Annotated in this window: 19 protein-coding genes and 1 rRNA gene; 7 read left to right on the top strand and 13 right to left on the bottom strand. The window is 63.0% G+C overall.

The window, feature by feature from the left end:
* From BM046_RS12105 to BM046_RS12085, 5 genes are all read right to left on the bottom strand, one after another.
* Window positions 1-155: ribosomal RNA gene (locus BM046_RS12105) — 16S ribosomal RNA — on the bottom strand; the annotation flags it as partial.
* A 431-nt stretch (window positions 156-586) separates the two neighbouring features.
* Window positions 587-1429 carry a CDP-diacylglycerol--serine O-phosphatidyltransferase gene (pssA, locus tag BM046_RS12100; protein WP_090539815.1) on the bottom strand — a complete coding sequence of 281 codons (843 nt, stop codon included), beginning with the start codon at window positions 1427-1429 and terminating at the stop codon, window positions 587-589.
* A 129-nt stretch (window positions 1430-1558) separates the two neighbouring features.
* Window positions 1559-2575, bottom strand: a complete 1017-nt coding sequence (gene ilvC / locus BM046_RS12095; protein ID WP_090539813.1) for a ketol-acid reductoisomerase — start codon at window positions 2573-2575, stop codon at window positions 1559-1561.
* 46 nt (window positions 2576-2621) lie between these two features.
* Window positions 2622-3113 (bottom strand): acetolactate synthase small subunit, encoded by a 492-nt coding sequence (ilvN, locus tag BM046_RS12090; protein WP_090539811.1) that lies wholly within the window; start codon window positions 3111-3113, stop codon window positions 2622-2624.
* A gap of 2 nt (window positions 3114-3115) precedes the next feature.
* Window positions 3116-4840 carry an acetolactate synthase 3 large subunit gene (locus BM046_RS12085; protein ID WP_090539809.1) on the bottom strand — a complete coding sequence of 575 codons (1725 nt, stop codon included), beginning with the start codon at window positions 4838-4840 and terminating at the stop codon, window positions 3116-3118.
* Between the two features lie 429 nt (window positions 4841-5269).
* Here BM046_RS12085 and BM046_RS12080 point away from each other — a divergent pair, with 429 nt between their 5' ends.
* Complete coding sequence (locus BM046_RS12080) at window positions 5270-5710, top strand: DUF4124 domain-containing protein (protein ID WP_177197854.1); 441 nt, start codon at window positions 5270-5272, stop codon at window positions 5708-5710.
* On the opposite strand, the gene BM046_RS12075 is transcribed toward BM046_RS12080, so the two are convergent.
* The 3 genes from BM046_RS12075 to mrcB are packed head-to-tail and all read right to left on the bottom strand — an operon-like array spanning window position 5701 to window position 9043.
* Window positions 5701-6036 (bottom strand): YqcC family protein, encoded by a 336-nt coding sequence (locus tag BM046_RS12075; protein ID WP_407920443.1) that lies wholly within the window; start codon window positions 6034-6036, stop codon window positions 5701-5703. The two genes, BM046_RS12080 and BM046_RS12075, sit on opposite strands and share 10 nt — an antisense overlap.
* Complete coding sequence (locus tag BM046_RS12070; RefSeq protein WP_090539803.1) at window positions 6036-6704, bottom strand: tetratricopeptide repeat protein; 669 nt, start codon at window positions 6702-6704, stop codon at window positions 6036-6038. The genes BM046_RS12075 and BM046_RS12070 overlap by 1 nt, the downstream gene beginning before the upstream one ends.
* Before the next feature lie 17 nt (window positions 6705-6721).
* Complete coding sequence (mrcB, locus tag BM046_RS12065) at window positions 6722-9043, bottom strand: penicillin-binding protein 1B (RefSeq protein ID WP_090539800.1); 2322 nt, start codon at window positions 9041-9043, stop codon at window positions 6722-6724.
* A 123-nt stretch (window positions 9044-9166) separates the two neighbouring features.
* On the opposite strand from mrcB, the gene BM046_RS12060 reads away from it, so the two are divergent.
* The 3 genes from BM046_RS12060 to BM046_RS12050 all read left to right on the top strand — a co-directional run bounded on the left by BM046_RS12060 (window position 9167) and on the right by BM046_RS12050 (window position 12062).
* Complete coding sequence (locus BM046_RS12060; protein WP_090539798.1) at window positions 9167-10711, top strand: bifunctional aminoglycoside phosphotransferase/ATP-binding protein; 1545 nt, start codon at window positions 9167-9169, stop codon at window positions 10709-10711.
* A 167-nt stretch (window positions 10712-10878) separates the two neighbouring features.
* On the top strand, window positions 10879-11145 hold the full coding sequence (locus BM046_RS12055; RefSeq protein ID WP_090539796.1) for a TfoX/Sxy family protein: 267 nt from the start codon (window positions 10879-10881) through the stop codon (window positions 11143-11145).
* 119 nt (window positions 11146-11264) lie between these two features.
* The gene (locus BM046_RS12050) at window positions 11265-12062 is read left to right on the top strand and encodes a cyclic nucleotide-binding domain-containing protein (RefSeq protein ID WP_090539795.1); all 798 of its coding nucleotides are present in this window, start codon (window positions 11265-11267) and stop codon (window positions 12060-12062) included.
* Between the two features lie 232 nt (window positions 12063-12294).
* On the opposite strand, the gene BM046_RS12045 is transcribed toward BM046_RS12050, so the two are convergent.
* From BM046_RS12045 to BM046_RS12035, 3 genes are read right to left on the bottom strand one after another with little or no spacing between them, the layout of a single operon-like run.
* A complete protein-coding gene (locus BM046_RS12045) occupies window positions 12295-13728 on the bottom strand; it encodes an efflux transporter outer membrane subunit (protein WP_090539793.1) in 1434 nt (477 codons plus the stop codon).
* Window positions 13725-16856: an efflux RND transporter permease subunit gene (locus tag BM046_RS12040; RefSeq protein WP_090539791.1), complete on the bottom strand. Its 3132-nt coding sequence runs from the start codon at window positions 16854-16856 to the stop codon at window positions 13725-13727. Before BM046_RS12040 ends, BM046_RS12045 begins: the two co-directional genes overlap by 4 nt.
* Before the next feature lie 5 nt (window positions 16857-16861).
* Window positions 16862-18007, bottom strand: a complete 1146-nt coding sequence (locus BM046_RS12035; protein WP_090539789.1) for an efflux RND transporter periplasmic adaptor subunit — start codon at window positions 18005-18007, stop codon at window positions 16862-16864.
* Window positions 18008-18192: 185 nt separating this feature from the next.
* Between BM046_RS12035 and BM046_RS12030 the strand changes: the two genes are divergently transcribed.
* Both BM046_RS12030 and BM046_RS12025 read left to right on the top strand, forming a co-directional pair.
* On the top strand, window positions 18193-18840 hold the full coding sequence (locus BM046_RS12030; protein WP_090539787.1) for a TetR family transcriptional regulator: 648 nt from the start codon (window positions 18193-18195) through the stop codon (window positions 18838-18840).
* The gene (locus BM046_RS12025; RefSeq protein WP_235818642.1) at window positions 18833-19171 is read left to right on the top strand and encodes a Rieske (2Fe-2S) protein; all 339 of its coding nucleotides are present in this window, start codon (window positions 18833-18835) and stop codon (window positions 19169-19171) included. Before BM046_RS12030 ends, BM046_RS12025 begins: the two co-directional genes overlap by 8 nt.
* Here the strand turns inward: BM046_RS12025 and sfsA are convergent.
* Both sfsA and BM046_RS12015 read right to left on the bottom strand, forming a co-directional pair.
* Window positions 19162-19878, bottom strand: a complete 717-nt coding sequence (gene sfsA, locus BM046_RS12020; protein WP_090539785.1) for a DNA/RNA nuclease SfsA — start codon at window positions 19876-19878, stop codon at window positions 19162-19164. The two genes, BM046_RS12025 and sfsA, sit on opposite strands and share 10 nt — an antisense overlap.
* Window positions 19872-21050 (bottom strand): pyridoxal phosphate-dependent aminotransferase, encoded by a 1179-nt coding sequence (locus BM046_RS12015; RefSeq protein ID WP_090539783.1) that lies wholly within the window; start codon window positions 21048-21050, stop codon window positions 19872-19874. Before BM046_RS12015 ends, sfsA begins: the two co-directional genes overlap by 7 nt.
* Before the next feature lie 287 nt (window positions 21051-21337).
* On the opposite strand from BM046_RS12015, the gene dksA reads away from it, so the two are divergent.
* A complete protein-coding gene (gene dksA / locus BM046_RS12010; RefSeq protein ID WP_090539781.1) occupies window positions 21338-21781 on the top strand; it encodes an RNA polymerase-binding protein DksA in 444 nt (147 codons plus the stop codon).
* The last annotated feature ends 44 nt before the right edge of the window (window positions 21782-21825 follow it).

Genomic DNA, 21825 nt, shown 5'->3' with positions numbered 1-21825 from the left:
TTCGAGACGTTATCCCCCACTACCAGGCAGATTCCCAGGCATTACTCACCCGTCCGCCGCTGATTCCAGGAGCAAGCTCCCTTCCTCCGCTCGACTTGCATGTGTTAGGCCTGCCGCCAGCGTTCAATCTGAGCCATGATCAAACTCTTCAGTTAAATACTGATCGGGTTTTGAGAAAACCCTAAACTTGGCTCAGCCTTTAATAAACTCATGAATTCACGAGTTACTTGCAAGGCTGATAATCTTGCGATCATCCAGCTACTCACAAGCACCCACACGAATTACTTGATTCCAATTTGTTAAAGAGCGATTCGGTTGCCACTTCGTTCAACCAAGGCCGCGCATTCTACGCCAACCTTCTGATCTGTCAAGCGTTTTTGTTTCTATTCTGTTGCCTCGAAACCGCCTGGCGATCGACCCGGAAGCTGTTCGCTTGCCGTGTCAGGGAGGCGCATTCTACAGGATCAGAACCCCTTGTCAACGCCTTCCGTAAAACCTTTTTCACTGCCTCGGGGCGGGGTTGAACCGGCCGCCGCGGCGATAAGGTGGCGAATTATAGACCCATTCGCCGCCTCGTCAAGCCCTTTTATTCAGCCGGCTCGATCTCGTCTTTCCGACGCCGTTTGCCCCGCCAGCGCCACAGCGCCTGAACCGGGCCGGAGACACTATAGGCGATGAAGATCAGCCACAGGATGCGCGACGGGTCGGTGGAGATCACCGCAAAGATCAGCACCACCAGCAGGATCACGAAGAAAGGCACGCGCCCGCGCATATCCAGATCCTTGAAACTGTAATAGCGCACGTTACTGACCATCAACAGACCGCCCAGAGCGGTGAGAATGCCCACGAGCCAGGCGATGTCCTGCCCTTCGATACCGAAATCGCTGAGCGACCACACCATACCCGCGACCAGGCCGGCGGCGGATGGGCTGGCCAACCCCGTGAAGTAGCGTTTGTCGGCCGACCCTATATGGGTATTGAAACGGGCCAGGCGCAGGGCCGCCCCCGCCACGTAGATGAACGCGAAGATCCAGCCGACCTTGCCCATGCCATCCAGCGCCCAGGTAAAGGCGACCAGCGCCGGCGCCACACCGAAGGCGACCATGTCCGACAGCGAATCGTATTCGGCGCCGAAGGCACTCTGGGTATTGGTCAGCCGCGCGACGCGACCGTCCAGACCGTCCAGCACCATGGCCACGAAAATGGCGATGGCCGCATGGGAGAAGTTGCCATTCATGGCACTGACAATGGCGTAGAAGCCGGAGAACAGTGCAGCGGTGGTGAACAGGTTGGGCAGCAGGTAGATGCCGCGGTGGCGCACCTTCTTGCCATCTGGGCCGGGCACCTCCTCGATATGCTCGTCAATGGGGAGCAGCGTGTGGGGACCTTCAGCCTCGAAACCGTTGTCCTGTTGCAGATCGTCTTTCATGTTTGGAACCTTGAACATGCAAACTGAGCATGCAGTGTCGCAAACTTGGCCGCCGGATAGCCAGCCCTCATGGGCTTGGGCCATAAAAAAACGCGGCCGAAGCCGCGTTTTTCCTACCCCGAACCGGAATCAGTTCTTGGTCTTGTCCACGATCTTGTTGGATGCAATCCAGGGCATCATGGCGCGCAGCTTCTCACCAACCTGCTCGATCGGGTGAGCAGCGTTGTTGCGACGGGCAGCGGTCATGGACGGGTAGCCCAGGGAGCCTTCGGCGATGAACATCTTGGCGTATTCGCCGGACTGGATGCGCTTCAGAGCGTTGCGCATGGCAGCACGGGACTCGTCGTTGATCACCTCGGGGCCGGTCACGTACTCACCGTACTCCGCATTGTTGGAGATGGAGTAGTTCATGTTGGCGATGCCGCCCTCGTACATCAGGTCGACGATCAGCTTCAGCTCGTGCAGACACTCGAAGTAGGCCATTTCCGGCGCGTAGCCGGCTTCGGTCAGTACTTCGAAACCGGCCTTGACCAGCTCCACCGCGCCACCACAGAGAACAGCCTGCTCACCGAACAGGTCGGTTTCGGTCTCGTCCTTGAAGGTGGTTTCGATGATGCCGGTACGGCCGCCGCCAACGCCGCTGGCGTAGGACAGGGCAACGTTCTTGGCGTTACCGGAAGCGTCCTGGTAAATGGCGATCAGATCGGGAATACCGCCGCCCTTGACGAACTCGGAACGCACGGTGTGGCCGGGTGCCTTGGGAGCAACCATGATCACGTCCAGATCCTTGCGCGGCACGATCTGGTTGTAGTGGATGGCAAAACCGTGGGCGAAGGCCAGGGTGGCACCCTGCTTCAGGTTCGGCTCGATCTCCTGCTTGTACAGCTGAGCCTGGAACTCGTCAGGAGTCAGGATCATGACCACGTCGGCGGCAGCCACAGCGGCGGGCACGTCGGTGACCTTCAGACCATGGGCTTCAGCCTTGGCGATGGAGGAGGAACCCGGGCGCAGGCCCACGGTCACGTCGACACCGGAATCCTTCAGGTTGCAGGCGTGGGCGTGACCCTGGGAGCCGTAGCCGATGATGGCCACTTTCTTGCTCTGGATGATGCTCAGATCACAGTCTTTGTCGTAATAAACTTGCATGTAAATCCCCTTGCTATGCGGCCGTTGTACGGCCGCTCTCATTTGTTCAGATGCTCAGAACCTTTTCACCGCGCGCAATGCCGGATACACCGGTGCGCACGACTTCCAGGACCGACGCCGGACCAACCGCTTCGATGAAGCTGTCCAGTTTATCAGACGTCCCTGTAAGCTGGACCGTATACACACTGCTGGTGACATCCACAATCTGGCCGCGGAAGATGTCGGTCGTGCGCTTGACCTCGGCGCGCTGGGCGCCGGTGGCCTTGATCTTGACCAGCATCAGTTCGCGCTCGATGTGCGCGCCTTCAGACAGATTGACCAGCTTCACCACCTCGATCAGCTTGTTGAGGTTCTTGGTGATCTGCTCGATGACCTCTTCCTGGCCGATGGTGGTCAGCGTCAGACGCGACAGGGTCGGGTCCTCGGTGGCAGCCACGGTGAGGGATTCGATGTTGTAGTTGCGCTGGGAAAACAGACCGACCACACGGGACAGCGCACCGGGCTCGTTCTCCAGCAGTACGGAAATGATGTGTCTCATGATCAGGTACGCTCCGTCTTGCTCAGCCACATGTCACGCATTGATCCGCCGGCAATCTGCATCGGGTAGACGTGCTCGGTGTTGTCCACGCGGATATCCATGAATACCAGTCGCTTGGTCTGGGCAAAGGCCTCTTCCATCGCCGGCTTCAGGTCTTCCAGCTTCTCCACGCGCATGCCGACGTGGCCATAGGCCTCGGTCAGCTTGATGAAGTCGGGCAGCGACTCCATGTACGAATGCGAGTAACGGCTGTTGTACTGCATGTCCTGCCACTGGCGAACCATGCCCAGGGCCTGGTTGTTCAGGGTGATGATCTTCACCGGCAGGTCATACTGCAGGCAGGTCGACAGCTCCTGGATGTTCATCTGGATACTGCCCTCGCCGGTGACACAGGCCACGGCGGCGTCCGGATGATGCAGCTGGATGCCCATGGCCGCCGGCAGACCGAAGCCCATGGTGCCCAGGCCACCGGAGTTGATCCAGCGATTGGGCTTGTCGAACGGATAGTACTGGGCCGCGAACATCTGGTGCTGACCCACGTCGGAGGTGACATAGGCATCGCCCCGGGTCACGTCCCACAGGGTTTCGATCACGGTCTGCGGCTTGATGACACTGCCATCACCCTGGTCATAGGGGAACAGCTTGCCGTCACCGCGCCACTCATCGATCTGCTTCCACCAGGCAGCCAGCACCTCGGCCTTGGGCTTGAGCTTGTGCTCACGGGTCATGGCCAGCATCTCGTTGAGGACGCTGTCGACCGGACCGACGATCGGAATGTCTGCCTTGATGGTCTTGGAGATCGAGGCCGGGTCGATGTCGATATGGATGATCTTGGCGTTCGGGCAGAACTTGGATGCACCGTTGATTACCCGGTCATCGAAGCGCGCACCGACACACATCACCACATCCGCATGGTGCATGGCGACGTTCGCGGTATAGCTGCCGTGCATGCCGAGCATGCCGAGGAACTGGCGATCGGTGCCGGGAAAGCCGCCCAGACCCATCAGGGTATTGGTGACCGGTACGCCCAGCTCCTTGCACAGGTCGGTAAGCTGACGAGCAGCACCACCCATGATCACACCACCACCGGAGTAGACGATCGGGCGGCGCGCCTCGACCAGCAGGTCCAGGGCCTTGCGGATCTGTCCGGAATGGCCGCGCACGGCCGGATTGTAGGAGCGCAGCTTGACCTTCTTCGGGTAGCTGTACTCGAACTTCTCCGCCGGATTGGTCATGTCCTTGGGAATATCGATGACCACAGGGCCGGGACGACCGGTCTGTGCCAGATAGAAGGCCTTCTTGATGATCTCCGGAATCTCGCGCGGATCCTTGACGATGAAGCTGTGCTTCACGATCGGGCGGGAAATACCGACCATGTCGGTTTCCTGGAACGCATCGGTACCGACCAGGTGACTGGCCACCTGTCCGGAAATGATCACCATGGGGATGGAGTCCATGTACGCGGTAGCGATACCGGTAATGGTATTGGTTGCGCCGGGACCCGAAGTCACCAGCACCACGCCCGGCTTGCCGGTGGCCCGGGCATAGCCGTCGGCCATGTGGGCCGCCGCCTGCTCATGGCGCACCAGAACGTGGGTCACGTCGTCCTGACGGAAAATCGCGTCATACACGTGCAGCAGGGCACCGCCGGGGTACCCGTAAATAAACTTAACACCTTCGTCACGCAAGGAGCGGACGACCATCTCAGCGCCGGATAAAAGTTCCACTTTTGAATCACCTCTAGCATACCGTTCACCCACGGGCGAGCGGCAGGATACCTGTTTACTGCTCGGCAGTGCATTGGCAACGGTGGTTGTCATGCAACAGCTTGACTGCGTGCAATGGAGACTGCCCGACCGCAGGTAGCGGGAGCGTCTCACCCAGCGCGAGGTAACGCGTACGGGGCCAGGCCGGGAGCATGAGGATCGTCGCCTCCCGGATTGAGCAACAAAGCAGACTGCCCCGGCGGCCGAGTAGGCCCCGATCACAGCATGCTCATGAGAACCTCGAATTGTTTACATTCGAGACCGTCAAGTCAAGTCAACTTGAGACGAAAGCCGCAGCTTCCTGCACGACCCGGACATTGCCATATACCCCGGTTTCGGCAATTGGCTATAGTAGCCTTACTTCGATGCTCAATACAGGGATGGGAACACATGCGAAAGTCGATGACACTCATGGCTCTGGCGCTGTTCTGCACCAGCGCCGCGGGCCAGCAGATCTACCAGTGGACGGATGCACAAGGGAGAGTGCAGTTCAGCCAGCTGCCGCCGGCCAATACCCCCTACCAGCAGCGGGATATCCGCGCCCCCGCCCCGATCGGCGGTGAGCTGCGCGAACCGGCTGCGCCAGCAACGGTTGACCCCGCCCAGACAGAGGCACAGGCCCAGCAACGGCAGCAGGAACAGGCCCGGGCCGAACAGCTGCGTACCTATTGCCAGCAGCTGCGGACGGACCTTAAGACCCTGCAGGACAACCCCAGGCTCAGACGCACCAATGCCGACGGTGAGGTGGAGCGGATCGGGGAGGATGAACGCCAGCGACTGATCGCCGACACCCAGGCGAACCTGGAGCAGCACTGCAAGGATCAGGGCTGAACGGCCAGCCGCGTCACAACCCTGTCGATACGGCCGAGGATCAGCAGCAGATCACCGGCCTGGCGGCCGAGATGGGCGAAGGCCTCTTCACCCATCGGCTGAATGCTGCAACCACCGGGCATGCCCTGCCCCTGCTCCACGATCTGCGCCATGCGGGGAATGAAGACCCACTGCAGCCACTGCTCGAAGGCCAGGGTATCAACACAGAAAGGTTCACGGCTGGCCAGCGCAGCTGCGCTCGGCGCCTGCAGCGACCAGAGCCCGAGCTGCTGCAGTTCTCGCTGCAGCAGCAGAAGCTCGTCCGCCAGCTCATGCCAGGCCTGCATCAGAGCGCGACCCGCGCGCGCTGCCGGGCTTCGGCGGCACCGGCTGCATCACCCTGACGCTCGCGGGCCTGGGCCACCAGCTCCCAGAGGCCGGCTTGCAGGGTCGGCCGACCAGCAGCATAGGACAGGCCACGACGGGCCAGCTGCTCGGCCTGCGCCGCATCGCCCTGCTCAAGCCGCACCTGTGCCAGACGGTAGAGCACCTGCGGCTCGCGAGGAGCGATGCGCAGGGCGCGTTCGAGGCTGGCCGAGGCGCTACCCAGATCGCCACTGGTTTCCTGCTGCCGTGCCGAGGTCAGCAATGCCAGCACCGGGCCGGAAAGATTCTCGTCATCCTGCAGAGCTCCGCCGGATGACCCGCTGCTCGGTGCCGACTGACTGCCCTGGGGCTGACTGCTGACCGGCGAGCTGTCGAGGGGGTAGGATTGCACGGCGCTGGAACCCCCCATGCCGTCCGGCACCATGACGATCACACCGCCGTCGTCCTGCTGCGGACTGGGCTGGACTATGGCGGGCTGGCCCTGACCACGCATTCCCGCCCCCGTCTGCATATCCTCATTGGAGACCGGCCGCCCGGAGTCCACCACCGGCGCATAACCACCGGTGCCGGCACAACCGGCCACCAGCATCACACAGCCGTACAGCAGACCAACTTGCTTGAAACCCATAGCCTCATTCCTCATGTTCATTGCAGCCATCCACGGATGACATCCATTACCCGTCCAGCTCCCTCATGTACCGGTGCCGTATCGATCAACGGCTGGCACCCGGGCCCCGGCAGCGGCTCATAGCCGGCGCGGAAGGGCACCTGCACCGTATCCGGGCAGCTCGGATCGCTGCCTTCCCCGGTCAGCCGGTTGACCCAGGCATAGACCACGCCCTCGGGTGGCGCGTTGGACAGACTGCGCGGATTGGCCTGGGCCATGAACGCCGTCCACACCCGCAGCGCACCGGTGGCGCCGGTCAGTCGCGTCTGGCCGTTGTCGTCCCGACCAAGCCAGGCTACAGCCACCAGATCATCCGAGAAGCCGGCAAACCAGCTGTCACGCAGGTCATTGGTAGTGCCCGTCTTGCCCGCCAGGCGGATGCTGGACGGAATCTGATTATAGGCCGAGCGCCCGGTACCGTCTGTCATTACCCGACTCAGGGCTTCCTGCATGAGGAAGATGGTCGCCGAATCGAAACGCTGTTCGACCTCGAACGGATAGCGCCGCAGCTGCTCGCCGTCAGCGGTCAACACGTTGCGGATCGCCCGCAGGGGTGTATTGAAACCACCATTGGCCATGGTCTGGTACATGTCGGTCACCTGCAGCGGCGTCATTGCCCCCGAGCCCAGCAGCATGGCCGGATAGGCCGGCCAGCCATGGCGTACGCCCATGCGTTCGATGGTGTTGAGCACCCGGTCGACGCCCACATCCACGCCCACTCGCACCGTGGCCTGGTTGTAGGACTGCGCCAGCGCCTGGTGCAGCGGCACTATGCCGTAGCTCTGACGACTGTAGTTCTGCGGCGACCAGGTCTTGCCGGGTTCGGCATCCAGGGTAATGGGCGCATCCTCCACCGGGGTGATCAGCGAATAGCGCTGCGGCTGCTCCAGAGCCGTCAGATACACCGCCGGCTTGACCAGCGAACCGATCGGCCGCGAGGCATCCAGCGCCCGGTTGAAGCCGGAGAAGCGCGGGTTGCGACCGCCGACCAGCGCCAGGATCTCCCCGGTCTGGGCGCCGGTAACGACCATGGCAGCCTCCATCTCGTTGGCGCGGTCACCCAGCCCTTTCAGCGAATCGGCAATGGCCTTCTCCGCCTTCATCTGCAGCAGCGGATCGAAACTGGTGAAGATGCGCAGCCCCTCACTGGTCAGGTCTTCGTCCTTGTAGTCCTCGCGCAGCTGCCGCTTGACCAGATCCATGAAGGCCGGATAGCTGCTGTCCGCCAGACTGCCGCGCACGGTGACGTCCAGGGGTTGCGCGATGGCAGCGGCCGACTGCTCGGCGGTGATCACGCCCTGCTCTTCGAGCATCTGGAGGACCAGATCACGACGCTTCTTGGCCCGCTCCGGCTGGCGCCGCGGGTTGTACAGCGAGGGTCCCTTGACCATGCCGACCAGCAGCGCCACCTGGTGCAGCTGCAGCTCGTGCAGCGGCTGGGCGAAATAGTACTGACTGGCCAAGCCGAAGCCGTGCACCGCGCGACGTCCGTCCTGACCGAGGAATACCTCGTTGAGATAGGCTTCGAGGATCTCCTCCTTGGAATAATGCACCTCCAGAAGCACAGCCATGATCGCCTCGTTACCCTTGCGGATCAGGCTGCGCTCGTTGGTCAGGAAGAAGTTCTTCACCAGCTGCTGGGTCAGGGTACTGCCGCCCTGCACCACCCCACCGGCGGTCAGGTTGACCCAGGCAGCCCGGGCGATGCCCTTGGGCGAGACACCGAAATGCTGGAAGTACTCGCGATCCTCCACCGCCACCAGCGCTTCGATCAGGTAGGGCGGCGCCTGGTCCAGGCGAACCAGGATGCGGTCCTCGTTATGGGCCGGGTAGATGCCACCGATCATCAACGGCTCGATCCGAGCCATGACCACGTCGCCGTTGCCCGACAGTCCCGCGATCTGCTTGCCATCGAAGCGTACGCTGATGCGCTGCGCCGGTTCGGATCCCTCGAATGACTGGAAGCCCCGGGTATATACATCCACCCGGCCGCTGCCGATCGACATCTGTCCAGGCTGGGCGACGGCGTTGACCCGCCGATAGCCCAGCGCGGTCAGCTCCGTAACGAAATCGTCACGGGTCAGCTGCTGGCCCGCATAGAGCTCCAGCGGCCGTGCAAATACCTTGGCCGGCACCGCCCAGCGCTTGCCTGAGAACTTCTCCTGGATGACCGCATCCAGATAGATGACAAGCCCCGCCAGCGCCACAACACCCACCAGTGCCAGCTTCCACAGCAGGCCCGACCAGCGCCGCCAGAATCCGACCTTGCGGGCCGGCCTTTTACTGCGTTTTCTACCCATAATTCCCTGTCTACCCCATTTCTCGGGAAACAACGCCCAGTCTAGGATGGGCGCAACAACGGTTGGCCTTGCCGCGGCCAGCCTTCATAATGCCCGGATTGCCCGTACACTACAGGATCCGATGTGAGCCAGACACTGCTGAATGCGCTGCAAAACCCAGCGCTGTACGATCATCCTGTCAGCGGTTTCACGCTGATGGAAACCCATATCTCCTGGGTTCTGCTGACCGGCGAATTCGTTTACAAGATCAAGAAACCGGTCAACTTCGGCTTTCTCGACTTTTCCACTCTGGACCAGCGGGCCCATTACTGTGCCGAGGAGCTGCGCCTGAATCGGCGGCTGGCGCCGGACCTCTATCTCGACGTGATCGCCATCCGCGGCAGCGAAGATCAGCCCCGTCTTGACGGCGACGGCCCGATTATCGAATACATGGTCAAGACCCGGCAGTTCCGCCAGCAGGACCTGCTCAGCAACCTGCAGCGCGCCGGCGGTCTCACCAGCCAGCATATCGACGACCTGGCCGCCACGCTGGCCACCTTTCATCAGCGCATTGATGTGGCTGCAGCGGGCACGCCCTGGGGTGAACCGGAGCAGGTGCACGCTCCCGTGGCACAGAACTTCGAACAGATCCGGGCCATGCTCAGCGATGCGGATGACCTGCAGCAGCTCGAACAGCTCGAGCACTGGGCGCATACTACCTTCCAACGGCTGATTCCCCAACTGAAGCAGCGGAAAGCCGACGGACTGATCCGCGAATGTCACGGCGATATCTATCTCGACAACGTCACCCTGATCGACGGACAAGTGACCCTGTTCGACTGCATAGAGTTCAATGACGCTTTCCGCTGGACCGATATCATGGCCGATGTCGCCTTCATGGCCATGGACCTGGAAGACCGCGGCCTGAAGGATCTCTCCCAACGCTTCGTCAATGCCTGGCTCGAGAGCACCGGCGATTATGCCGGCCTGATGGTGCTCGACTACTACAAGGCCTACCGGGCCATGGTCCGTGCCAAGGTCGCGCTGCTCAATCTGGGCCCCGACACCAGCGCCCAGGAGCGCGAGCAGATACTGGCGCGCTACCAGAGCTACATTGCCCTGGCCGAAAGCTACACCGGCATCCCTACCCGCTTCGGCGTGCTTACCCACGGGGTATCCGGCTCCGGCAAGAGCAGCATAGGTGCGGAGCTGGTCGCCCGTTTCGGGATGATTCGCATACGCTCGGATGTCGAGCGCAAGCGCCTGTTCCGTCAGGCCAGCACCAGTGGCGAGCAGACCACGCTCTACGGCGCGCAGATGAGCGAGCAGACCTACGCCCGCCTGGCCCAGCTGGCCGGGCAGGTTCTGGCCGCCGGCTACCCCGTGATCATCGATGCCACTCACCTGCGCCGTCACCAGCGCCAGCTGTCACGCCAGGCCATTGAAGATCAGGGCGTTCCCTGCATCATTCTGCATTGCACTGCTCCGCTGGACACCATCGAGATCTGGCTCAACGAGCGCCAGCGCAAGGGCGCCGACCCCTCCGATGCGGATATCCACGTGGTGCATCAGCAGCTGCAGCAGCTCGAGCCCCTGAGTGAGGAGGAGCGCCAGATTACCCTGACCGTGGCCACCGACAGGCCCGACAGTATCGACCAGCTCACAGAACGGCTGCGTCACCAGCTCTGACGCCGGCGGCCGGCTGTACGGACCGGCCACCCCCAACTAGACTGGCTATCGGGAACCTATAAAAAGAAGAAGCCCGACCATGCCAAGACTTCAACGCCGTCCGACCGCTGCGGTCGGCCCGTCCGCATATCCACGCATGTCACTCCTGTCGTTGCAGGGAGGCGCACATGACCGACACTGATCTCATCACGCTGCGCAATCTGGGCAAGACCTCGGTCCAGTGGCTGCGCGCCACCGGCATCCATGACGCCGCAGAGCTGCGCCGCCGCGGGCCCGTGGCAGCCTACTGCGCGGTTCGTGCCCGCGGGTTCCGCGCCTCGCGCACCCTGCTGTTCGCCATCGCCGGCGCCCTTCAGGATGTGCACTGGAACCGGCTGGACCCCGAATACAAGCAGCAGCTGCTGGACGAACTCGAGCAGCGACAAGAGCCCTGACCGGGCAGGGGCACTTCATGTTCGGTTTTTGCCAACGCCTGCGCGCTTTTGCGTTGGCGGAAGCGGAAACATTTGCAGTATGGTATCGCTAGCCAAGGATCAGGATTAAGGAACTCGTTATGTATCTCATCGGCGACCAACCACCCTATGCAGCCAAGCTGATCAGCACACTGCAGGGCATTCCCACGCAGCTGCTCGATGGACTGGAGCCCTGCGCCGAGCCCATGGCACTGGACGCAGTGGAAGACCTCTATCAGGTCATCAGCAATCGCAATCTATACCTGCTGCGCAGCGGTCTGCTGCACGCGCTGATCGATGGCAAGCCCCTGTTCTACATACAGGAAGGGGACCTGATCGGCCTGCGCCAGGGGCTCAATGCGGCGCCCTGTACCTATCGCAGCGAGGAGCCGCTGGTGCTGGTGCCCTATGACCGCGAGTCGCTGTTCCGTCATATCCATGCCAGCAACCGGCGTCAGGAGCTGTTCACCCAGTATATTCTGGGTCAGGCGGCCCTGATGTCAGATGCCCTGGCGCGCAGCAAGCCGGCCGAAGTCCGTCCGGTCACCGGCTTCCAGCACTTCCCCGCCGGCGCCGAGCTGATCCGCGAGGGGGACGAGGCTGATCATGTGTTCATCATTACCGAAGGACACGCCGAAGCCTTCGTGGGCGGCATCAAGGTAGGGGATGTACAACGTGACGAGATCTTCGGCGCCATGGCGCTTTTCACCCGAGAGAAGCGTTCGGCCACCGTTATCGCCAGCACGCCGACCACGGTGATGATGATTCCCAAGGAGCAGTTCCTGGCCCTGATGCAAAGCAATCCCCGCATTGCCCACAGCCTGATCGAGAGCATGGCACGCCGCATCGACCTGATGAACCGGGAGCTGACCCACTACAAGCAACTGGTCGCCCACTGAATCTGAATAATGTTCTTGACATGCAAATGAGAAACATTATTATTAGCAGCAAGTCATCGAGAGATGGCTTGGGTAACGGAAAGTCGCAAGACGGACGGTTATCTCCTCATCAGGCTAATCACGGATTTGGGCCCGCTCTCTGAGCGGGCCATTTTTTTATCGGAATCCGTTTGACCAGCAAGCTCGTGGCTGGTCCTCCGCCAGGTCGTACTGGAGGCGAACCGCTACTGCTTCAGGCCTCAGGCTCAGCCGAAGCGGCCGCTGCGTCATGTACCTGCCAACCGCCACCCAGCGCCTTGTACAGGTTCACTTCGCTGATCAGCTGATTGCGCCGGTCATTGACCCACTGCTGCTGCGCAGACAGCAGCTGACGCTGGGCGTCGAGCAGCGTCAGGTGACTGTCCACGCCGGTGCGATAGCGGCGTTCGGCAACGGCATAGTACTCCTCGCTCACCTGCAGCAGGTTGCGCTGGGCCTGCACCTGTTCGGCATAGGTTTCGTGGGCGGCCAGACCATCGGCCACATCACGGAAGGCATCCTGGATCGCCTGTTCGTACTGCGCCACGCGGATATCCCGGGAGATCTCGGCGTAGTCCAGGTTGGCCTTCAGGCGCCCGGCGGTGAAGATCGGCACGCTGATGCTCGGCGTGAAGCTCCAGTAGCCCGAGCCACTGCCGAACAGGTCGGACAGCTGGGTGCTGGCGGAGCCCGCCGCGCCAGTCAGACCGATGCTCGGGAAGAAGGCGGCGCGGGCCGCACCTATGCTGGCGTTGGCGCCGAGCAACTGGTGCTCGGCAGCGATGATGTCCGGGCGCTTGAACAGCAGCTCCGAGGGCAGCCCCGCCGGCAGTTCGGCCAGCAGGTCCATATCCAGCCGGCCGCCGGCCAGCTCATCCAGCGCCACGTTCTGGCCCAGCAGCTGGGTCAGGGCGTTGCGATCCTGGGCGACCTGCCGGCGGTACTGGGCCAGCGCCGCCCGGGCGGTTTCCACCGCGGTACGGGCCTGGGTCAGTTCCAGGGTAGAGGCGACGCCGACGTCGTAGCTGCGCTGCACCAGCGCCAGGCTTTCCTCGTAGGCCTGCAGGGTGCGACTGGTCACATCGAGCAGTTCGCGGTTGGCCTGCCAGTTGAAGTAGCTGTTGGCCACCCCGGCAATCAGACTGACCTGCACGCTGCGCCGAGCCGCTTCGCTGGCCAGGAACTCCTGCAGTGCCTGCTCGCTAAGCGCATCCAGACGGCCGAACAGGTCCAGCTCCCACGCCACGCCCAGGGTAGCGAAGTACTGACCGCCGGTACTGGCCTGGCCGGTCGGGCTGAGGGTCTCCGGGGTGCGACTGCGGGTACCGCTGGCATCGGCCGAGGCCGAGGGCCACAGCGCCGACTGCTGGATACCGTAGAGCGCCCGGTAGGCTTCCACATTGAGCGCGGCTATGCGCAGGTCGCGGTTGTTTTCCAGGGCCACCTCGATCAGCTTGCGCAGCGCCGGATCCAGGAAGAACTCGCGCCAGCCCAGGTCCATCGATTCGGTCTGCGAGTTGCGCTCACCGTAGGCTTCACCCGCGGGCCAGACATCGGCCACCGGCATCGCCGGTCGCTGATATTCGGGAATCATGGAACAGCCACTGAGCGCACCCAGCACAGCCAGACAGATCAGGGAACGCTTCACTGTGCCTTCTCCTCGGTGTTGTGGGCATCCCGGCGCGAGAACAGCGAGGACACCAGAACGTAGAACAGCGGAACCCAGAATATGACCAGCACGGTAGCCGTCAGCATGCCGCCGATCACCCCGGTGCCGATGGCATGGGAGCTGCCGGCGCCGGCGCCGCTGGTGATGGCCAGGGGCACCACGCCCAGAGTGAAGGCCAGCGAGGTCATGATGATCGGACGCAGGCGCATGCGGCAAGCCTCCACCGCAGCGTCGACCCGGGACATGCCCTGCTCATGCAGGTCCTTGGCAAACTCGACGATGAGGATCGCGTTCTTCGCCGTCAGACCGATGGTCGTCAGCAGGCCTACCTGGAAGAACACGTCGTTATCCAGGCCGCGCCCCATGGTCGCCAGCAGCGCACCGATAACCCCGAGGGGCACCACCAGCATCACCGCGAAGGGAATCGACCAGCTCTCGTACAGCGCTGCCAGACAGAGGAAGACCACCAGCAGCGACAGGGCGTACAACGCCGGCGCCTGGTCACCGGACAGGCGTTCCTCGTAGGACAGACCGGTCCAGTCCACGCCAACCCCCGGCGGCAACTGCTGGGCCAGCCGCTCGATCTCGGCCATGGCCTCGCCGGTACTGTAACCCGGTGCCGCCTCACCCTGGATTTCCATGGCCAGTACGCCGTTATAGCGTGCCAGTTTCGGCGGGCCGTAGATCCATTCACCGGTGGCAAAGGCGCTGAAGGGCACCATCTCGCCCCGGTCGTTGCGCACGAACCACTTGTCGATATCCTCCGGATTCATCCGCGATTCGGCCTCGCCCTGCAGGTACACCCGCTTGACCCGGCCGCGGTCGATGAAGTCATTGACATAGCTCGAGCCCCAGGCGATGGACTGGGTCGCGTTGATGTCACTCAGGGAGACGCCCAGCACGCGGGCCTTCTCGTCATCGATGATGAGTCGGTACTGCGGCTCGTCGTTCAGGCCGTTGGGACGTACCGCGGTCAGCACCTCGCTCTGCGCGGCCAGCCCGAGCAGCTGGTTGCGCGCCTGCATGAGCACTTCGTGGCCGACGCCGGCATTGTCCTGGAGGAAGAAGTTGAAGCCGGTGGCGTTGCCCAAGGACATCACCGCCGGCGGCGCGAACGCCATGACCTGCGCATCACGGAAGCCGGCGAAATGCTCCTCGGAACGCGCCACCAGGTCGAACACGCTCATGCCGTCCTTGCTGCGCTCGTCCCAGGGCTTGAGACCAACGAAGGCGATGGCCGCATTCTGCCCGCGACCGGCGAAGCTGAAACCGGTAACAGTGAACACCGACTGCACGATGTCGCCCTCTTCGGTCAGCAGCTTCTCGCGCATCGCGTCGACGGTCTTCTGGGTCCGCTCCATGGTCGAGCCCGCCGGGCCCAGCACCTGAACGAACATCACGCCCTGGTCCTCATCCGGCAGGAAGGAGGCGGGCAGCTTGCCGAACAGCACCACCATGCCGCCGACGATGACCGCGTACAGCAGCAGATAGGGCGCCTTGCGCCGCAGTACGGCGGCTACGCCATGCTTGTAGCGGTCGACCCCCCGCTCGAAGGTACGGTTGAACCAGCCGAAGAAGCCGCGCTTTTCGTGGGCATGGCCCTTGGGAATGGGTTTGAGGATGGTGGCACACAGCGCCGGGGTGAAGATCAGCGCGACCAGTACCGACAGCGTCATTGCCGAGGCGATGGTAATGGCGAACTGACGGTAGATTACCCCGGTCGAACCGCCGAAGAAGGCCATGGGCACGAATACCGCGGACAGCACCAGACCGATACCAATCAGCGCGCCCTGGATCTGACTCATGGACTTGCGGGTCGCTTCCACCGGCGACAGTCCCTCTTCGGCCATCACCCGCTCGACGTTCTCCACCACCACGATGGCGTCATCCACCAGCAAGCCGATCGCCAGCACCATGGCAAACATGGTCAGGATGTTGATGCTGAAGCCGAAAGCCGCCAGCACGCCGAAGGTCCCCAGCAGCACCACCGGCACCGCCAGGGTCGGGATCAGGGTGGCGCGGAAGTTCTGCAGGAACAGGTACATGACCAGGAACACCAGCACGATGGCTTCCATCAGGGTATGCACCACCCCCGAGATCGACTCGGATACCACCGGCGCCGTCTCGAACGGATAGACCACTTCCACACCCTCGGGGAAGAAGGGCTGCAGATCGGCAATGGTCTGCTTGACTGCCTTGGTGGTTTCCAGTGCGTTGGCACCCGTCGCCAGCTGAATTGCCATACCGGTGGCCGGCTGGCCATTGTACAGGGCGCGGAACGCAGAGTTCTGGGCGCCCAGCTCGACCCGGGCTACATCTCCCAGGCGCACCTGGGAGCCGTCGCTGTCGACCTTCAGCAGGATGTCGCGGAACTGCTCGGGCGTCTCGAAGCGAGTCTTGCCGATGATGGTGGCGTTGAGTTGCTGACCGGGTACCGCAGGGGCACCACCGAGCTGGCCGCCTGACACCTGCACGTTCTGACTGGCGATGGCATTGCGGATATCCACCGGCGTCAGCTGATAGCGATTGAGTTTCGCCGGATCCAGCCAGATACGCATCGAATAGGCCGAACCGAACACCTGGAAGTCACCCACCCCGGAGGTCCGTGAGATGGGGTCCTGCAGGGTGGAGATGATGAAGTCCGAGAGGTCCTCGTTACCCATGCGCCCATCGGTGGAAATCAGACCGACGACCATCAGGAAGTTGGAGGAGGCCTTGGTCACACGGATACCCTGCTGCTGCACTTCCTGCGGCAGCATGGGGGTGGCCAGCTGCAGCTTGTTCTGCACCTGAACCTGGGCGATGTCCGGATCCACCCCCTGATCGAAGGTAACGGTGATGCGCATGCTGCCATCGGAGCCGCTTTCGGACTTCATGTAGCGCAGGCCATCGATGCCGTTCATCTGCTGCTCGATGACCTGAGCCACGGTGTCCTGCACTGTCTTCGCCGAGGCGCCGGGGTAGTTGACGGCGATATTGACCGCCGGTGGCGCGATGCTGGGGTACTGGTTGACCGGCAGTCCCAGGATAGCCAGTCCTCCCATCAGCATCACCAGGATCGCCAGCACCCAGGCAAAGATCGGGCGATCGATAAAATAATGAGGCATGGAGATTACCCTTCCTGTCCGGATGTGGCGGCGGTTCCGGTAGCGTCATCCACGTTGACGGCCGGTACCGGCTCAACCTGCATGCCCGGCTGGACGATATGCAGTCCCTCGGTGATCAGACGATCACCGACCTTGAGCCCGTCGCTGACCAGCCAGCGATTGCCGACGGTGCGATCAGTCTGGATGATGCGTTGCTCGACCTGGTTCTGATCGTTGACCACCATTGCCACTGCCTGGCCGCGGGGGTTGCGGGTAACCCCCTGCTGCGGCACCAGAATGGCGTCGCTGCGCGCACCGGCAACCAGCTGGGCGTGGACAAACATGCCCGGCAGCAGGATGCGGTCCGGGTTGGGGAACACCGCCCGCAGGGTCACCGAGCCGGTGCCCTCATCAACGCTGACCTCGGAAAACTCCAGCTTGCCCTCATGCTCGTATTCGGAACCATCTTCCAGCCGCAGGACTGCCCGGGCAGCATTGTCGCCGGCCTTCTGCAGCCGACCGCTGTCCAGGGCTCGGCGCAGCGCCAGCAGTTCCCGGGCGGGCTGGGTCACATCCACATAAATGGGATCGAGCTGCTGGATGGTCGCCAGCGCCTGGGCCTGACCGTTGCTGACCAGGGCGCCCTCGGTAACGGCAGAACGTCCGATCTGTCCGGAGATCGGCGCGGATACACGGGTGTAGCGCAGATCGATGCGTGCTCGCTCCAGTGCCGCCTCGGCCTGCAGCTTCGCCGCACGGGCCTCGTCATAGGCCTGCTGACTGACGGCCCGGTCCTTCACCAGTACCTCGTAGCGGTCAGCCAGGGTTCCGGCCGACAGGCGACTGGCCTCGGCACTCTGCAGCGCGGCCGCGTAGACGGCGTCGTCGATCTGATACAACTGCTGCCCCGCCTTCACTTCGCTGCCTTCCTCGAACAGACGCTTCTGGATGATGCCGCTCACCTGCGGACGCACTTCCGCAACGCGATAGGCTCGGGTACGCCCCGGCAGCTCGGTGGTCATCACGAAATGCTGCGCCTCGACGGTGACCACGCCGACCTGGGGCGCGGCAGCGGAAGCTTCGGTTGACTCCTGCGGCTTGTCGCAGGCAGCAAGCAGTGCCATGGCGGCAAACAGGGGTATCAGGGCAGCACGGGCTGGCTTGAGTGGCATGGGCGAGGCACCTCTTCGGGCATTACGATCAACGCAATACAGATGTGTAATAAGAGTTCTTATGGCAGGTTGGGAATGATACTTACATTCACGAATGTTTGTAAGTTGTTTTCACATTGGTTAACATTTATCACACACTTTCCCTCCCGTTGCAGCCTTCCCGGCCAGCAGTACTAGAGAACCCAATGGCAAGACGCACCAAACAGGAAGCCCTGGAAACCCGCGCGCAGATCATAGACGCGGCGGAGCTGTGCTTTTCCCGCAAGGGGGTGGCACATACCTCGCTGGCGGATATCGCCAAACGGGCGGGGGTGACACGGGGCGCCATCTACTGGCACTTCGAGAACAAGGATGAACTGTTTGACGCCCTGTTGCTGCGGGCCCGCATGCCCATCCAGCATCTGGATGAGGCCACTCGGGACGCGGACGAGGAGGATCCCCTGGGCAAACTGCAGGTCCTGCTCACCGAGATATTCCGCCAGAACGAACTGGACCCGACGACCCGCCGCATCAACGAGATCGTCTTCCACAAGTGCGAGTATACCGACCGCATGTGTGATCTGCGTGAACACATGCGCGAACTGCGACGCCAGTCCCTGATCAAGCTGCAAGGTTCACTGCGCAATGCCATTGCCCGCGGACAGCTGCCCGAACGCCTGGATGTGCCCATGGCCGCCGCCTGCATCCAGGCGCAGGTGATCGGCATACTGGACACCTGGCTGCTGCGTCCGGAGGACTATTCCCTGGCCGAGCGCGCCGAGCAGCTGGCCAGCGGCATCCTCGACACCCTGCGCTACAGCCCGGCCCTGCTGATCGGTGAAACCCGTGAGTAATGCCATTGCCCTGTGCCGTCTGGACGAGCTGGAAGACCCCGGCAGCAAGGGTTTCGAGGTCCGGGGCCAGCGTCTGTTCGCGGTGCGCCAGGGCCAGCAGGTCTACGTCTACCGCAATAGCTGTCCGCACCGCGGCATCCCGCTGGAGTGGGTGCCCGACCAGTTCCTTGATCGAAGTGGCCGCCTGATCCAGTGCGCCAGCCATGGCGCCCTCTTCCTGCCCGAATCCGGGGAGTGCGTCGCCGGCCCCTGCAGCGGCGCCAGCCTCACTCCCATCCCCTGCCGTCTCGCCGATGGCCAGTTGTGGCTGTCAGCCCTTCCTCAGGGCTGACAGTCCACCGCCAGCTCGCCAGCCAGCTGCAGACCGGAAGGCGTCGGCAGTACTGACCAGGCCAGCACCAGCACCCCCGCTGCCCGCGCCTGACGCAGCAGTTCACCATATACGGGATCGATCTCGTCCGCCGGACGCACCCGCCGTATGCCACTGTGCATCACGCAGAACAGCAGACAGCTGCGCTGCCCGGACCAGGCCAGACCGATCAGCTCGCGCAGATGTTTCTGCCCCCGCAGGCTCACGGCATCGGGGAAGGCGCCCTGCCCTCCACCCAGCGCGAGCGTCACGCTCTTGACCTCAACCACCCAACTGTCCTCTCCCTCGCCGAGCAGGAAATCGAACCGGCTGCCGCCGGCGGCCAGGGTGACTTCCCGACGCACACCCTGAATACCAGCCAGCGGCGTGATCAGCCCGGCCTCCAGCCCGGCGGCCACCACCGCATTGGCCCGGGCACTGTGCACGCAGGCCAGCTCCCCCGGCGCGGTTTCCACCAGCTCCCAGGTGCCCGGCAGCTTGCGCCCCGGCCGTTGATGCAGGTCCACCCACACCCGGCTGCCGGGCTCGGCGCAGTTGAGCATGGAACCGGTATTGGGACAGTGCAGGGTCAGCTCGTGGCCATCGGCAAGCCGTACATCCGCCAGAAAGCGCTTGTAACGGCGCAGCAGGGTCGCTTCCTGAAGCTCCCGGGCAAAGGGAATCAGCATCGGCGCCAGCTCCGCAGCCCCCGCTGCAGACGCTCAACGGCCTGCTCCAGCCGCGGTACATCGGCGGTATACGCCAGGCGGACATGTTCGGCCGCTCGATGATGGCCGAAGTCCAGGCCGGGGGTGATGGCCAGATGCTCGGTTTCGATCAGATGCTGGCACAGGCGCTGGCTGTCGCCACCGAAGCCGCTGACATCGGCATACAGATAGAAGGCGCCTTCGGGTGTATGCGGAATGACGAACCCCAGCTCCCGCAGCGCCGGCAGCAGGAAGTCCCGGCGCCGATGGAAGGCTTCGCGCCGCTGCTCGCAGATGGCCAGAGTATCCTCGCTGAAGGCGGCCAGTGCCGCCTGCTGGGCCAGATGGGGCGCGCAGATGTAGTAGTTCTGCGCCAGCTTCTCCAGCTCCGGCACCGCATCCAGGGGTGCAATCAGCCAGCCCAGGCGCCAGCCGGTCATGCCGAAGTACTTGGAGAAGCTGTTCAGCACCCAGGCATCCGGTGCCACCTCCAGCACGCTGGCGGCATCACAACCATAGGTCAGACCATGGTAGATCTCGTCGACGATCAGCTCGCCGCCCAGACCGGCCGTGACCTGCGCCAGCCCCTGCAACTGTGCGCGACTCAGCACGCTGCCCGAAGGGTTGGCCGGCGACGCGCTGAGCACCGCGACGCTGTCCGCGTCCCAGTGCTGCTCGATCAGTTCCGGGGTCAGCTGATAGGCACTCTCCGGCCCGGTGGGGATAAGCTTCGCCGCTCCCTCGACCAGGCGCATGAAGTGGCGGTTGCAGGGGTAGGCGGGGTCCGCCATCAGTACCTTGCTACCGGCATCCACCAGCAACGCGCTGACCAGCAGCAGCGCACCGGAGCCGCCCGGGGTGATGATCACCCGCTGCGGGTCCAGGTCCACCCCGTAACGTCGCTGATAGAAGCCGGCGATGGCCTCGCGCAGCTCCGGCAGCCCCAGTGTCGGGGTGTAGCTGGTATGCCCGGCATTCAAAGCTGCCTGGGCCGCTCGCATGATGGGCTCGGGGGTACCGAAATCCGGCTCCCCGATCTCCATGTGAATGACATCGTGGCCAGCCGCCTGCAGCGCCTTGGCCCTGTCCAGCACGGCCATGACATGAAAGGGTTCTATTTCACCGATCCGCCGTGCCCAGCGCCGTTCAACCATGCTCTACCTCTGCCCCGCAGGGCGACAAAAGCGTCCATGATACCGTGGTTGCACAGATAATGTTCCGCCGCGCGAACGCCGGCGATCCGAAGCGGTCGAATCCCCACGAGCATGGTCTTTCGGGCTATGCTGAAATCGTGCAGCCCGGGCGAGCATCGGCAAAAAGTAGCGCGGTCGTTCACGTTCTGGTAGCTTTGCCCGCTTGCAGGCCACAGGCCGCACCCCCGCCGGTCCGCACAAGGTTTACGACCTGGCACAGGATGATTGAGCTAAGAGTGAGGCTGTCTATGCCCAGCAATACCAAAGAAAAAAACGCATTGTTGATTCGCGGCTTTGTTCCCTACAAGGAAGAGAAAGGCGAGGAGTACATGAACGAGCGTCAGCTCGCCCATTTCGCTGACATCCTGAACAGCTGGAAGCGCGAACTGATGGAAGAAGTTGACCGCACTGTGTCCTACATGCAGGACGAGGCCGCCAACTTCCCCGATCCGGCGGACCGCGCCAGCCAGGAAGAAGAGTTCAGCCTCGAGCTGCGCACCCGTGACCGCGAGCGCAAGCTGATCAAGAAGATCGATCAGACGCTGCAGCGCATCGAGGATGACGACTACGGCTACTGCGACTCCTGCGGCGTGGAAATCGGTATCCGCCGTCTGGAAGCCCGCCCCACGGCCACCCTGTGCATCGACTGCAAGACCCTGGCCGAGATCAAGGAAAAGCAGATCGGCGGTTGATTCCCGCGCCTGTCACCTGGCAGGCAGCCCGCTTCTGCGCTGTC

Source organism: Halopseudomonas formosensis, from assembly GCF_900115905.1.
In the GTDB taxonomy this organism is placed as follows: Bacteria; Pseudomonadota; Gammaproteobacteria; order Pseudomonadales; family Pseudomonadaceae; genus Halopseudomonas; species Halopseudomonas formosensis.
The sequence above is the reverse complement of the archived record's forward strand: the minus strand, read 5'-3'. Positions and strand labels throughout refer to the sequence as shown.

Excerpts from the sequence above, each read along its gene's own strand:
- BM046_RS12035 (WP_090539789.1), bottom strand. The coding sequence starts at position 18,007 with ATGCCACTCAAGCCAGCCCGTGCTGCCCTGATACCCCTGTTTGCCGCC.
- BM046_RS12070 (WP_090539803.1), bottom strand. The coding sequence starts at position 6,704 with ATGGGTTTCAAGCAAGTTGGTCTGCTGTACGGCTGTGTGATGCTGGTG.
- BM046_RS12055 (WP_090539796.1), top strand. The coding sequence starts at position 10,879 with ATGACCGACACTGATCTCATCACGCTGCGCAATCTGGGCAAGACCTCG.
- BM046_RS12075 (WP_407920443.1), bottom strand. The coding sequence starts at position 6,036 with ATGCAGGCCTGGCATGAGCTGGCGGACGAGCTTCTGCTGCTGCAGCGA.
- BM046_RS12030 (WP_090539787.1), top strand. The coding sequence starts at position 18,193 with ATGGCAAGACGCACCAAACAGGAAGCCCTGGAAACCCGCGCGCAGATC.
- ilvN (WP_090539811.1), bottom strand. The coding sequence starts at position 3,113 with ATGAGACACATCATTTCCGTACTGCTGGAGAACGAGCCCGGTGCGCTG.
- ilvC (WP_090539813.1), bottom strand. The coding sequence starts at position 2,575 with ATGCAAGTTTATTACGACAAAGACTGTGATCTGAGCATCATCCAGAGC.
- BM046_RS12015 (WP_090539783.1), bottom strand. The coding sequence starts at position 21,050 with ATGGTTGAACGGCGCTGGGCACGGCGGATCGGTGAAATAGAACCCTTT.
- BM046_RS12040 (WP_090539791.1), bottom strand. The coding sequence starts at position 16,856 with ATGCCTCATTATTTTATCGATCGCCCGATCTTTGCCTGGGTGCTGGCG.
- BM046_RS12080 (WP_177197854.1), top strand. The coding sequence starts at position 5,270 with ATGCGAAAGTCGATGACACTCATGGCTCTGGCGCTGTTCTGCACCAGC.
- BM046_RS12050 (WP_090539795.1), top strand. The coding sequence starts at position 11,265 with ATGTATCTCATCGGCGACCAACCACCCTATGCAGCCAAGCTGATCAGC.
- sfsA (WP_090539785.1), bottom strand. The coding sequence starts at position 19,878 with ATGCTGATTCCCTTTGCCCGGGAGCTTCAGGAAGCGACCCTGCTGCGC.
- pssA (WP_090539815.1), bottom strand. The coding sequence starts at position 1,429 with ATGAAAGACGATCTGCAACAGGACAACGGTTTCGAGGCTGAAGGTCCC.
- mrcB (WP_090539800.1), bottom strand. The coding sequence starts at position 9,043 with ATGGGTAGAAAACGCAGTAAAAGGCCGGCCCGCAAGGTCGGATTCTGG.
- dksA (WP_090539781.1), top strand. The coding sequence starts at position 21,338 with ATGCCCAGCAATACCAAAGAAAAAAACGCATTGTTGATTCGCGGCTTT.